Raw genomic sequence first — 12,885 nt, 5'->3', positions numbered from 1 at the left:
GCACACCTCGATGCGACTTTGAGAGCGCTCTCAGCATGGTACGGACCAACCCCACAGGCCTACCCCGCACGGAGGTGGAGAGTGCTCGCAAGGATCACCCTCAGACTCGTCGGAGCCGTCGCCCTCATAGGCGCGCTCCTCAGCCTCGGGCCCCCGGCCCAGGCGGCCGTCCCCGACACCGTCCCGCTGAAGATCACCAACAGTTCCGGGCGCGGTGACGCCGTCTACGTCTACAACCTCGGCACCCTGCTGACGACCGGCCAGCAGGGCTGGGCCGACGCGAACGGCACGTTCCACGCATGGCCCGCCGGCGGCAACCCACCCACGCCCGCACCCGACGCGTCCATCCCCGGGCCGGCGGCCGGGCAGTCCAAAACGATCCAGGTCCCCAAGTTCTCGGGCAGGATCTACTTCTCGTACGGTCAGAAGCTGGTGTTCAGACTGACCACCGGCGGCCTGGTGCAGCCGGCCGTGCAGAACCCGACCGACCCGAACCGCAACATCCTCTTCAACTGGTCCGAATACACGCTCAACGACTCCGGACTGTGGCTCAACAGCACCCAGGTGGACATGTTCTCCGCGCCCTACGCGGTCGGCGTGCAGCGCGCCGACGGCAGCACCGTCAACACCGGGCACCTCAAGGCGGGCGGATACAACGGGTTCTTCAACGCCCTGCGCGGACAGCCGGGCGGCTGGGCCAACCTGATTCAGACCCGCTCCGACGGCACCGTGCTGCGGGCACTGTCACCCGGACACGGCCTGGAGAGCGGGGCGCTTCCGGCTTCCGTGATGGACGACTACGTCAACCGCGTCTGGCAGAAGTACACGACCGCGACACTGACGGTCACGCCCTTCGGCGACCAGCCGAACACCAGGTACTACGGCCGGGTCTCCGGCAACGTCATGAACTTCACCAACAGCGCCGGCGCGGTCGTCACCAGCTTCCAGAAGCCGGACGCGGACAGCATCTTCGGCTGCCACAAACTGCTGGACGCCCCCAACGACCAGGTGCGCGGCCCGATCTCCCGCACCCTCTGCGCGGGCTACAACCGGTCCACGCTCCTGGCGAACCCCAACCAGCCCGACGCCACGGACGCGGGCTTCTACCAGGACACGGTGACCAACCACTACGCCCGCAAGATCCACGCGCAGATGGCCGACGGCAAGGCGTACGCCTTCGCGTTCGACGACGTCGGCAACCACGAGTCGCTCGTCCACGACGGTGCTCCCCGGCAGGCGTATCTGACCCTCGACCCGTTCAACTGATACGAAAGGCCCGCACACGAACGTGTCAGCCCCGCACGCGAAGCGGAACTCGCGTGCGGGGCTGCCGTTCAGAGGTGCGGGATCAGCTGGTCGTCAGGGCGGTGTCGTCCACGACGAAGCTGGTCTGGAGCGAGGAGTCCTCGACGCCGCTGAACTTCAGGGCGACGGTGGATCCGGCGAACGAGGAGAGATCGAAGGTCTTCTGGGTGTACCCCGTGGCCTTGTTGAGGTTGGAGTAGGTCGCCAGCGTGGTCGATCCGGCGGTGACCGTCAGCTTGTCGTAGGCGGTGCTGGTGGTGGTCTCCGCACTGTCGATGTGCAGGTAGAAGGTGAGACTCGCCTTGCAGCCCGACGGGATGGCCACGGACTGGGTCAGCGTGTCGGTGTGGGTCGAGCCGTAGCCGTCGAGCCAGGCCTTGTAGGAACCGCCGTGCGCCGCCTGGCTGCTGGAGTTGGTGATGACTCCGCTGGACGCCGTCCAGGTGGTGTTGCCCGACTCGAAGCCGGCGTTGCCCAGCAGCTGCGCCGCGGTGCAGGTGCCGCCGCCTCCGCTGGAGCTCACCGTCCAGGTGAAGGAGGCGGTGCCGGTCGCGCCGGTGCTGTCGGTGACCGTGACGGTGGCGCTGGAGCTGCCGGCCGTCGTCGGGGTGCCGGAGATCACGCCGGTGGAGCTGTTGATCGACAGTCCGGCGGGCAGACCGGTCGCCGCGTACGTCAGCGACCCGCTGTTGGTGCTGCTCGCCGAGACCTGGAGGCTCACCGCGGTGCCGACGGTGGACGACTGGCTGCCCGGGTTGGTGACCGTGACGCCCGTCGACGGGACCGTGATGTGGCTGCCCACGTTGATGCCGGCGAAGGCGTTGCCGACACCCGCGTACTGGCTGGAGCTGGTGCCGTACAGTGCCGCGGCGGCGTTCAGCGCGGCGGTGCGCGCACCGGCGTAGTTGGTGCTGGACGTCATGTACGTCGTCAGCGCCTTGTACCAGATCTGCAGGGCGGCGGCCCGGCCTATGCCCGCGACGGCGACCCCGTCGGAGGTGGGGCTGTTGTAGGTGACGCCGTTGATGGTCTTGCTGCCGCTGCCCTCGGAGAGCAGGTAGAACATGTGGTTCGCCGGGCCCGAGGAGTAGTGGACGTCGAGGTTGCCGACGCCGGAGTACCAGCTGTCGGCGGAGCCGCCGTCCTTGTCGGGCTCGTCCATGTACCGCAGCGGCGTGCCGTCGCCGTTGATGTCGATCTTCTCGCCGATGAGGTAGTCGCCCACGTCGGAGGAGTTGTTGGCGTAGAACTCCACACCCGTGCCGAAGATGTCGGAGGTGGCCTCGTTCAGACCGCCCGACTCACCCGTGTAGTTCAGGCCCGCGGTGTTGGAGGTGACGCCGTGGCTCATCTCGTGGCCCGCGACGTCCAGCGAGGTCAGCGCGTGCGTGCTGCTGGTGCCGTCGCCGTAGGTCATGCAGAAGCAGTCGTCGTCCCAGAAGGCGTTGACGTACGCCGTGCTGTAGTGGACGCGGGAGTAGGCGGCGACGCCGTCGTTCTTGATGCCGCTGCGCCCGAAGGTGTTCTTGTAGAAGTCCCACGTCACCTGGGCGCCGTAGTGGGCGTCGACGCCGGCGGTCTGGGTGTTGGAGCCGGAGCCGGTGCCCCACGTGTCGTCGGCGTCCGTCATCAGGGTGCCGGTGCCGGACGTGCCGTTGCTCAGGCTGTACGTCTTGTGCGTGCCGCGCGTGGTGTCGTTCAGCTGGTACGTCGAGCCGGACAGCGTGGTGCCGATGGTGACCGTGCCGCTGTACTGGCTGTTGCCCGTGCCCGTCTGGACGCCCTCGAACTGGGAGAGCTTCGCGCCGGTGACGGCGTCGGTGACGACGTGCAGCTTGCTCGGCGTGCCGTCGTCCTGGAAGCCGCTGACCACCGTCTCCCAGGCCAGCTTCGGGGTGCCGCTGCCGGCCCAGATCACCTTGCGGGCGCTGTCGGCGGCGGGCTGCTCGGCGTCCAGCGCCCTGGCCGCCTTCAACGCCTTCGTCTGCGCGGCGGACTTGGAGTAGGTCGCCGTGGTGGAGGCCACCTTGACGGTGCGCTTGCCGTTGAAGGTGGTGCTCACCGTGCCGGAGGCCCGGGAGGCGGGCGGTGTGTGCACGACCAGGTCGCCGCCGAGCACGGGGAGACCGGCGTAGGTGCGCTCGTAGCGGGTGTGCACGGTACCGTCGTTGTCCTTCACGACGTCCTTGACGACCAGCTTCTCCTTGGCGCCCAGGCCGAGGGTGCGGGCCGTCCGCGTCGTCTTCGCCGCGGCGCTCTTGACCAGTGCGGTGCGCTGCGCGGGCGTGATGTCGGCGGGCAGGGCGCCGGCACGCAGGGGACTGGGGTGGGGGGCTGCGGGCTGCGCGGCCGCCGGGACCGTCTGGATGCCGACGGCCAGGAGGGCGGCGGTGGAGAGCAGGGCTGCTCCGGCAGCAATCCGCTTGCGGGGGTTGGGTCTCACTCGTTCTCCTACTGCTGCGACCGATGGGTCGGTCGTTGACAGACCGGGCAGACGGGTGTGCTGTCCGGGACGAGCCGAGGTGTGCGGGACCGAGCTGTGTGAGGGGAAACTGCTTGTCCTGCCGCGCAGTTGGCACTTGTGCACGGCAGTTGGGAGGGAGACTGACAGGCTTGTCCAGGGCATGTCATCACCTCCTGGGGGCTTCTAGGGATTTCCCTCGGTACCCCATGCGGTCGCGACCGCCGCATCGCATCACCCTGTGAGCCACCTGTCCGTTCCCTGTGGTGACGCGGGTGCGCGGAGAGCCGGCGGCGGACGACGGAGGGCCGGGCTACCGCCGGTAAGGCTTGCTTCACCAAGTCCCCACCCCGTAGACAGGGCCTCACAAAAGGCCATTACTCGGGGGGAGTTGGCTTATGGACGGCACGGTCGACGGGTTTCGGTACGGCGCGGTCACTCCGGTGGCGGCGTATCTGATGGCCTGTCTGGGAGGGGCCCTGGGGCTGCGCTGCGTCGTCCGGTCGCTGCACAACGATCAGTCGTGGAAGCCGGGTTGGCTCGCACTCGGGGCCGCGTCGATCGGCTGCGGCATCTGGACCATGCACTTCGTCGCCATGATCGGCTTCCAGGTCGAGGAGACCCGGATCGGCTACCACGTCGGGCTCACCGTACTGAGCCTGGTGGTGGCCGTCGTCGTGGTCGGCATCGGCGTCTTCGCCGTGGGGTACCGGGGCGCCACCACCGCCACGCTGTCCGCCGCGGGAACCGTCACCGGCCTGGGTGTCGCCGCGATGCACTACCTGGGCATGGGGGCGATGCGGCTGGACGGCGACATCCGGTACGCCTCGCCCGCCGTCGCACTCTCCGTGGTGATCGCGATCGTCGCCGCGACCGCCGCGCTGTGGGCCGCGGTCTCGATCCGGGGCTTCCTGGCGAGCCTCGGGGCCAGCCTGGTGATGGGCGTGGCCGTGTCGGGGATGCACTACACGGCCATGGAGGCCGTCACCGTCCATGTGCACGACACCGTCGGCGCGTCCTGGGCCGGTGAATCGCCCACCTCGCTGCTGCTGCCGATGCTCCTCGGGCCGGTGGTCTTCCTGCTGCTGGCCGGCGTGGTCGTCATGTTCGACCCCCTTCTCGTCATGGGCGACGCCGGATGGAACGGGCAGCCCGCACCCCGGCGGACCGCCTCCGCCGTCACCGCCGCGACCCGTGCGCCACGCCGAGGTTCCGCCGAACACCCCGGCTCCCCCAAGGACGCTCCCGCCGACCCGACCTGGTCCCGGCGGGATCCGTACGAGGTCCCGCGGCGCACGCGCGAGTGACGGGACGTCAGCCGGTCGGGCGTCGCCCGGCAGTCGCGGGGTTGCGTCCGGTGCGGGCGGGAACCTCGGGGCGCCGGGATGTGAGGGCCCGGGAAGTCGGGGCGCCGGGATGTGGGGCGCGGGATGTCGAGGAGCCGGCAACGCCCCTGCCCCGGAGCGTCATTGAGGTCCGCGGGGCGCCGCACTCCCCCTTCGGGCCCCGGTCCGGGTCATTGTTACGGTGCACCGGTGTCTGACTCCTCACGCGATACCGCCGAAGGCGCCGGCTGGGGCGCCGCAGAACGCGGTGACTACCAGCAGCTCATGCCGCGTAAGGTCGAGAAGATCTCGTGGCTCGACCCGAAGATGCTGTGGGCCGCCCGCAACGGCGTACTGGCCTCCTGGTTCGGAGACCCCACCGGCCGGACCCGCGGCAGATGGGTGGCCCAGCGGGCGGCCGCCGGGGCACCGGCCGACAAGGTGATCCGGCGCGACGATCCGGACCGGTTCTCCTTCATGGTCATCGGCGACACCGGCGAGGGCGACGACCCTCAGTACGCCGTCGTCCCCGGCTTCCTGAAAGTCGGTCAGGACACGGACTTCGCCGTCCTCGCCAGCGACGTGATCTACCCGGTCGGCAGCGCCGACGACTACGCCACGAAGTTCTTCCGCCCCTACCAGGACTACCGGGCCCCCATCTACGCGATACCGGGCAACCACGACTGGTACGAGGACCTCGGCGCCTTCATGCGCGTCTTCTGCGACGCCACGCCTCCCCTCCCCCCGGAACCCGCACCACGGCCCCTCACCCGGGCCTGGCTCCGGTCACTGCTGTGGCACCGGCCTCGCCCGCACGACGGCGAACACCTCGGCACCGCGCGGAAGTTGCGGTCCGCACCGGCCCAACAGGCCGCTCAGCCCGGCCCCTACTGGGCGATCGACGCCGGCCCCGTGCGCGTCATCGGCATCGACACGGGCCTGCTCGGCACCGTCGACGCCGAGCAGGGGGCATGGCTGCGCGAGGTCTCCCAGGGCCCCCGCCCCAAGATCCTCGTCACCGGCTCGCCGCTGTACGTGGACGGCGAACGCCACCCGTGCCCCATCGAGGGGGGCGGCACGGTCGACGACCTCGTGCGCGACCCCGCCCACCACTACGTCGCGGCGATAGGCGGTGACATCCACAACTACCAGCGCTACCCGGTCCAGGTGGACGGCCGCACCCTCCAGTACGTGGTCGCGGGGGGCGGTGGTGCGTTCATGCACGCCACCCACACCATCCCGCGCATCGGCGTCGCGGACGTCACCGAGCAGGACTTCCGCTGTTACCCCCTGCGCGGTGACTCCCTCGCCTTCTACAGCAGGCTCTACGGGCGCCGACTGCGCCTGCGCCGCTTCTTCGAGCTCAGCGAGGCCGAGGCGACGGCCGTGATCGCCGAACGCCTCGGCATCCCGCCGACCCGCTCCCCGGGCGAACCCGCCCGCGTCACGCGACGCACCCGGCTGGTGGCGAGCCTCCTGGGCGCGGGCGGCCGCCCCGACCGCACCTCGCGGCTGCGGCTGCCCGTGCGCAAGATCTACACGCAGCTGTTCTCGCCCAGTTCGGCGACGTACAGTCCGCCGTTCTTCAAGTGCTTCCTGCGCCTGGACGTCACCCCCGAGGCCATCCGGCTGCGCTGCTACGCGGCCACCGGCAACCGCGCTCAGGAGGTCGAACCGCCGGTCGAGGACGAGGTCGTCATCCCCCTGACCTGACCCGTCCCCCACGGCGGCCGCCTGCGACAATCGAACAGACCGGTGTACGGCCAAGTGCGCCGTGGACGATGGAGGAGCGCGTGTCCCCGACCTCACGCCCGTTGCGCAAGCTGGGCTTCCTCACCATCGGTCTCTTCGACGAAGCCGATCCGCGCCGGGGACACGAGTCCACGCTGGAGATCATCGAGCTGGGCGAGCGGCTCGGCTTCGACAGCGCGTGGGTCCGCCACCGCCACCTCCAGTACGGCATCTCGTCCCCGGTCGCCGTGCTCGCCGCCGCCTCGCAGCGCACCCACCGCATCGAACTGGGTACCGCCGTCATCCCGCTGGGCTGGGAGAACCCGCTGCGGCTGGCCGAGGACCTGGCGACCGTCGACATCCTGAGCGGGGGCCGGCTCAACCCGGGGGTCAGCGTCGGCCCGCCGATGCACTACGACCAGGTCAAGGGCGCCCTGTACCCGGACACGGCCGAGACCGAGGACTTCGGCTACACGCGGGTGGGGCGGCTGCTGGACGGCGTCCGCGGCAAGCCGGTCACCGGCTTCCAGGGCGTCGAGGGCTTCGAGGTGTTCTCGGAGCGGGTGCAGCCGCACTCCCCGGGGCTGGGCGGCCGCCTGTGGTACGGCGGCGGCAGCCTCGGTTCCGCGCGCTGGGCGGGCGAGAACGCCATGAACTTCCTGACCAGCAGCGTCGTCAAGGCGGAAGGGCAGGAGACGGCGGGCCCCGCGGACTTCGCCGGCATCCAGCTGTCGCACATCCGTGCCTTCCGCGCCCACCACCCCGACGGCGAGGCCGCCCGCGTCTCCCAGGGCCTGGTCGTCATCCCCACCGACTCCGCCTCACCCGCGCAACGCGCGAAGTACGAGGAGTACGCCGCCAAGCGCGCTCCGCGCACCGCGTCACCGCAGGGCCCGGCACGGCTGATGTTCGCGCCGGACCTGGTGGGCACCTCGGAGGAACTCGTCGAACGGCTGCACGCGCACGCCGCGTTCCGTGAGGTCGACGAGGTCGCCTTCGCGCTGCCGTTCACCTTCGGGCACGAGGACTACGTCCAGATCCTCACCGACATGGCCACCCGGCTCGGCCCGGCGCTGGGCTGGCAGCCGGCCGGCTGAACGGGACCGTCACCAGCGTCCCGGCTCGCTGCCGACGAGCGCCTGCGAGGGCCTGCCGTCCGCCCCCACCGGCACGTCGCCGGTGAGCATCACCCGGTGCATGGTGCGGGGGCCGAGGTGGGCGTTGTCGGAGGGGGCCAGGTGGATGGTGGCCCGGTTGTCCCAGAAGGCCACGCTGCCCGGTTCCCAGCGGAACCGGACGGTGTACTCCGGCCGCGTCGCCTGCTCGAGGAGCAGGTCCAGGATCGCCGCGCTCTCCGCCCGGGAGACGTCGGCGATCTGCTCGACGTAGTAGCCGTTGACGTAGAGCACGCGCTCGCCCGTCTCCGGGTGGACCCGGACCAGCGGGTGCAGGGTGGCGATCTGGTGGTCCAGCAGGTGACGGACGTACGCGTCGTCGCCGGGCCGCGGCTGGTAACCGACGCCCAGCCGGTGCTCGGCCCGCAGCCCGTCGACGAACGCGCGCACCGGGCCGGAGAGCCCGGCGTAGGCGGCCGCCAGGTTGGACCAGGTGGTGTCGCCGCCGTAGGGCGGAACGGTCTCGGCGCGCAGGATCGTCGCGGCGGGCGGGTCGACGCGGGCGCCGTGGTCACAGTGCCAGCCGCGGAGCAGCGTGTGGCGCCGGCGGCGCAGCCATTCGTCGTGGTCCATGCCGAACCTGCCGCCGAGTTCCAGCCGGTCGGCGGTGGTCTCGATCTCCGGGAAGTCCGGCGGTGAGGCGCTGCCCCGGCGGCGCAGGACGACGGGCTCGCCGAACCGGCGGGCGAACGCGACATGCCCGGCGTGATCGAGCCGCTGGCCGCGGAAGAACACCACCTTCCAGCGCAGCACCGCGGCCCTGATCGCCGCGACCTGGGCGTCGTCCGGGCCGTCGGCCAGGTCGACGCCCGTGATCTCGGCGCCGATGTGGCCGGCGACCGGCTTCACCTCGATCCCCGCGGCAGGCTGTGCCGACTCACCCGCCGTGGCCCTGTCCGTCGTCATACGCGCTCCGTTCGTCCGTCCGCCGCGGCACCGGTCCGGGCCGGCGCCACGGAAGATCGTGTCAGTGATCGCGGCGCGTGGCGACAGCGTCTCGCGGTATGCGGCGACAGCGTCCTGTCCCGCGTTCGGCCGGGCGGCCTCCGCGTGCCCGGTGGGGCTCGTGCCGCGTGAACTCCCATACTGGCTGTACGACACAGTCAAAGAAAGGCGCGACCGTGGCCACCATCCCGACGCACACGCTGAACGACGGTACGACGATCCCCGCCATCGGTCTGGGCACCTGGCCGATGGACGACGCGCAGGCGGAACCGGCGGTGCGCGGTGCCCTGGAGCTGGGATACCGCCTTGTCGACACGGCGACGAACTACCGCAACGAGACCGGTGTCGGCCTCGGCGTGGCGCGCAGCGGGGTCCCGCGGGAGGAGGTGGTGGTGACGACGAAGCTGCCGGGCCGGCACCACGGCTACGAGGAGACCCTCGCGTCCTTCGAGGAGTCCCGCCGCCGGCTCGGTCTGGACTACGTCGACCTGTACCTCATCCACTGGCCCCTCCCCCGCGTCGGCAGGTACGTCGACTCGTGGAGGGCGATGATCAAGCTGCGCGAGGACGGTCTCGTGCGGTCGATCGGCGTCTCGAACTTCACCGCCGGGCACATCGAGCGGCTGGAGAAGGAGACCGGGGTCCTGCCCTCCGTCAACCAGATCGAGTTGCACCCCTTCTTCCCGCAGAGCGAGCTGCGCGCCTTCCACACCGCCAAGGGCATCCGCACCGAGAGCTGGAGCCCGCTGGGCCGCGGCACGCGGCTGCTCGAGGACCCCGTCGTCGTCACCGTCGCGGAGGCGCACGGCGTGACACCCGGCCAGGTCGTGCTCCGCTGGCACGTCCAGCTCGGTGCGATCCCCATCCCGAAGTCGGCGGACCCGGACCGGCAGCGCGAGAACCTCGACATCTTCGGTTTCGAACTGGGCCCGGCCCAGATGCGGGCCGTCGCCGACCGGGACCACCAGCGCATCGGCGGGGACCCTGAGGTGCACGAGGAGTTCTGACAGCGGTGGTGCGCGAGTGCGGGGCCCGGCGGCGGGGGCGGGGCAGGGGACCCGCCGAAATGGCGATTGAGCCCACAACCGGCCTCCCCTGCCCCTATGTTCGCTGCGGCACGTCCTCGACCGGCCCGCTCCAGCAGCAGGAGGCCCACGCATGCGCCACGCGCTCCGCACCACCCTCACCGGGATGGTCGCAGCCGTCACCGTCCTCGTCGGCGGCACCGCCCACGCGACCCCGCCCGGCCCGGGCGTCAGCGCCCGGCTGATCAGCCTGACCACGGTGGGCGACACCGACTACGTCGTCCGGGAGATCACGGTGCCGCCCGGGCAGAGCACCGGCTGGCACTACCACGACGGCCCCCTCTACGCCCTCGTGCGGCAGGGCACGCTGAGCCACTTCGACTCCGGCTGCGCGTCCGACGGCGTCTACCGCAAGGGCAGCACCGTCCAGGAGCCGGCCGGTCCGGGCAACATCCACATCGGCCGCAACCTGGGCTCCACACCGCTCGTCCTGGACGTGCTCTACGTGCTGCCCCACGGGGCGCCGTTCTCCGAGGACGCGCCGAACCCCGGGTGCCCGTTCCAGTGACCGGCGGTCAGTCCGGCAGTGTCTGCTCGGCCCAGATCGTCTTGCCGCGCCCCGTCTGACGGCTGCCCCACCGCTGGGTGAGCTGGGCGACCAGAAGCAGGCCGCGCCCTCCCTCGTCGAAGGCGTGGGCGCGGCGCAGGTGCGGTGAGGTGGAACTGCCGTCGGACACCTCGCAGATGAGGGTGCGGTCCCGGATCAGCCGTAGCTGGATGGGCGGTTCGCCGTACCGGATCGCGTTGGTGACCAGCTCGCTGACGACGAGTTCGGTGACGAAGGCGGCCTCGTCCAGCCCCCACGCGGTCAGTCGCTCGGTGGCGGCCTGCCGGGTGGGGGCCACGTCGGCGGGGTCCGGTGCCACGTCCCAGGTGGCGACCCGGTCGGCGCCCAGCACCCGGGTACGGGCCAGCAGCAGGGCCACGTCGTCGCTGGGCTCCTCTGGCAGTACGGCCTTCAGGACCGTGTCGCACAGCGCGTCCAGCGACTCCGCGGGCGCGGTCAGCGAGCGGCACAGTTCGTCGGTGGCGCGGTCCACGTCGCGGTCACGGTCCTCGATCAGGCCGTCCGTGTAGAGGGCGACGACGGCGCCTTCGGGAAGTTCGAGTTCCGTCGCCTCGAAGGGCAGTCCGCCCACGCCCAGCGGCGGGCCGGGGGTCATGGCGACGAGTCGCGCGGTGCCGTCGGGCAGGACGAGGGCCGGTGCCGGATGGCCCGCCGCGGCGAGGGTGAGGCGACGGGCCACCGGGTCGTAGACGGCGTAGAGACAGGTGGCGCCCAGTTCGGCGACGTCCTCGCCGTTCTCGTACGCCGCCAGGTGGGTGACCAGGTCGTCGAGGTGGGTGAGGAGTTCGTCCGGCGGCAAATCCACGTCGGCGAGGGTGCGGACGGCCGTGCAGAGCCGTCCCATGGTCGCCGAGGACGGGATGCCGTGTCCCACCACGTCGCCGACGACCAGGGCGACGCGGCTGCCGGACAGCGGGATGACGTCGAACCAGTCGCCGCCGATGCCCGCGAGGGATCCGCTGGGCAGGTAGCGGTGGGCCACCTCGACCGCCGCCTGTCCGGGCAGTCCCCGCGGCAGCAGGCTGTGCTGCAGGGCCAGCGCGGTGGTCCGCTCACGGGCGAAGCGGCGGGCGTTGTCCACGCAGACGGCTGCGCGGCTGGCGAGTTCCTCGGCCAGGACGGTGTCGTCCGCGACGTAGGCGTCCGGGTGGGCGATGCGGACGCCCACCGCGACGCCGAGGGTGGTGCCGCGGGCCCGCAACGGCACCGCGAGCATCGAGTGCACACCGGTGCGGTAGGAGCGGCCCGCGGGGGCTTTCGCGTTGCGCTCGGCGACCCAGCGCATGAAGTCGGGCTCGCCCGCCTGGCCGAGCACCGCCCGTCCCTGGAGCAGGGCCTTGGCGGGCGGCGAGAACACCGGGTAGACGTCCGCCTCGCCCAGGTGCACGGCGGCCTCCGGTGTGCCCTCGGTGGCGGAGCCGTGGGCGACGCGCCGCAGGACGATCTCGCCGTCCGCCGGGACGGGCGGGGGTTCGTCGGCGCCCAGGACCCAGTCGAGCAGGTCCACGCTGGCGAAGTCGGCGTACCGGGGCACCAGCAGTTCCACGAGTTCCTCGGCGGTGCGCACCACGTCCAGGCTGGTGCCGATGGCGGCCGCCGCCTCGTTGAGCAGCGCCAGACGCTGCCGGGCCCAGTACTGCCCGCTGCTGTCGAACGCCGCCAGCGCGACCCCGGCCACGTCTCCGGTGTCGTCGCGTACCGGCCACATCTCGATGTTCCAGGCGTGCTCGCGGTTGCTGGAGGGCGCGCCGGTGAAGCTCTCGTAGTGGACGGGCCGGCCCGTCTCGGCCACCTGGCGCAGGTTGCTCAGGAAGCCGCGGCTGTGCTCGGCGTCCTCGACGGTCTCCGGGAAGGGCCTGCCGAGCAGGGTCTCCTCCGGCACGCCCATCACCCGGCAGGCCACATCGTTAAGGCGCAGATAGCGCTGCTCGGTGTCAAAGATCGACATCGACATGGAGGCCTGCTCGAAGGCCCGCGCGCCCAGGGCGGGTGCCGCTTCGCGCGGGCGTTCGGTGGTGACCACGTATCCACCCGGCTCGTCGTCCCGGCCCAGCACCGCGCAGGCTTTCAGGGTGACCGGGACGGGGGATCCGTCCTGGTGCCGCAGCACGACGGCGCCCTCCAGCGCCGCCAGGACGTCCGGAGACGGGTCATGGGCGAGCAGTTCCCGCGCCGCCCGCCCCACGGCCTCCTCTGCCGCGTATCCCGTCAGCTGCCGGGCACCCTCGCTCCACCCCGTCACCATGCCCCGGCCATCGATGACCGCCGCAGCGGAGACGTGCTCCATATC

General features: G+C 71.4%; 9 protein-coding genes. 6 read left to right on the top strand and 3 right to left on the bottom strand.

Annotated features, from left to right (window positions below; genetic code table 11):
• The first annotated feature begins 81 nt into the window (after positions 1-81).
• Entirely contained in the window at positions 82-1,266 is a 1,185-nt protein-coding gene (locus tag OG985_RS41310) for a glycoside hydrolase family 64 protein (protein ID WP_371673523.1), read from the top strand.
• Between the two features lie 82 nt (positions 1,267-1,348).
• Here OG985_RS41310 and OG985_RS41305 read toward each other — a convergent pair whose 3' ends face one another.
• The gene (locus OG985_RS41305) at positions 1,349-3,748 is read right to left on the bottom strand and encodes a M4 family metallopeptidase (RefSeq protein ID WP_371673522.1); all 2,400 of its coding nucleotides are present in this window, start codon (positions 3,746-3,748) and stop codon (positions 1,349-1,351) included.
• A gap of 416 nt (positions 3,749-4,164) precedes the next feature.
• Here OG985_RS41305 and OG985_RS41300 point away from each other — a divergent pair, with 416 nt between their 5' ends.
• From OG985_RS41300 to OG985_RS41290, 3 genes are all read left to right on the top strand, one after another.
• The gene (locus OG985_RS41300) at positions 4,165-5,073 is read left to right on the top strand and encodes an MHYT domain-containing protein (protein WP_371673521.1); all 909 of its coding nucleotides are present in this window, start codon (positions 4,165-4,167) and stop codon (positions 5,071-5,073) included.
• A 228-nt stretch (positions 5,074-5,301) separates the two neighbouring features.
• Positions 5,302-6,804: a metallophosphoesterase gene (locus tag OG985_RS41295; RefSeq protein ID WP_371673520.1), complete on the top strand. Its 1,503-nt coding sequence runs from the start codon at positions 5,302-5,304 to the stop codon at positions 6,802-6,804.
• A gap of 80 nt (positions 6,805-6,884) precedes the next feature.
• Positions 6,885-7,919, top strand: coding sequence for an LLM class flavin-dependent oxidoreductase (locus OG985_RS41290; protein WP_371673519.1), 1,035 nt, complete (start codon positions 6,885-6,887; stop codon positions 7,917-7,919).
• Positions 7,920-7,928: 9 nt separating this feature from the next.
• Here the strand turns inward: OG985_RS41290 and OG985_RS41285 are convergent, their stop codons facing one another.
• The gene (locus OG985_RS41285) at positions 7,929-8,903 is read right to left on the bottom strand and encodes a TauD/TfdA dioxygenase family protein (RefSeq protein ID WP_371673518.1); all 975 of its coding nucleotides are present in this window, start codon (positions 8,901-8,903) and stop codon (positions 7,929-7,931) included.
• A 215-nt stretch (positions 8,904-9,118) separates the two neighbouring features.
• Here OG985_RS41285 and OG985_RS41280 point away from each other — a divergent pair, with 215 nt between their 5' ends.
• Positions 9,119-9,949 carry an aldo/keto reductase gene (locus tag OG985_RS41280; RefSeq protein WP_371673517.1) on the top strand — a complete coding sequence of 277 codons (831 nt, stop codon included), beginning with the start codon at positions 9,119-9,121 and terminating at the stop codon, positions 9,947-9,949.
• A 151-nt stretch (positions 9,950-10,100) separates the two neighbouring features.
• Positions 10,101-10,535 carry a cupin domain-containing protein gene (locus OG985_RS41275; protein WP_371673516.1) on the top strand — a complete coding sequence of 145 codons (435 nt, stop codon included), beginning with the start codon at positions 10,101-10,103 and terminating at the stop codon, positions 10,533-10,535.
• A 7-nt stretch (positions 10,536-10,542) separates the two neighbouring features.
• On the opposite strand, the gene OG985_RS41270 is transcribed toward OG985_RS41275, so the two are convergent.
• Positions 10,543-12,882 carry a SpoIIE family protein phosphatase gene (locus tag OG985_RS41270; RefSeq protein WP_371673515.1) on the bottom strand — a complete coding sequence of 780 codons (2,340 nt, stop codon included), beginning with the start codon at positions 12,880-12,882 and terminating at the stop codon, positions 10,543-10,545.
• Positions 12,883-12,885: the final 3 nt, after the last annotated feature.

The organism is Streptomyces sp. NBC_00289 (assembly GCF_041435115.1).
Lineage (GTDB): Bacteria > Actinomycetota > Actinomycetes > Streptomycetales > Streptomycetaceae > Streptomyces.
Note: the sequence above shows the minus strand (reverse complement) of the source record. Positions and strands in the feature narration are given on the sequence as shown.

Excerpts from the sequence above, each read along its gene's own strand:
- OG985_RS41270 (WP_371673515.1), bottom strand. The coding sequence starts at position 12,882 with ATGGAGCACGTCTCCGCTGCGGCGGTCATCGATGGCCGGGGCATGGTG.
- OG985_RS41300 (WP_371673521.1), top strand. The coding sequence starts at position 4,165 with ATGGACGGCACGGTCGACGGGTTTCGGTACGGCGCGGTCACTCCGGTG.
- OG985_RS41275 (WP_371673516.1), top strand. The coding sequence starts at position 10,101 with ATGCGCCACGCGCTCCGCACCACCCTCACCGGGATGGTCGCAGCCGTC.
- OG985_RS41285 (WP_371673518.1), bottom strand. The coding sequence starts at position 8,903 with ATGACGACGGACAGGGCCACGGCGGGTGAGTCGGCACAGCCTGCCGCG.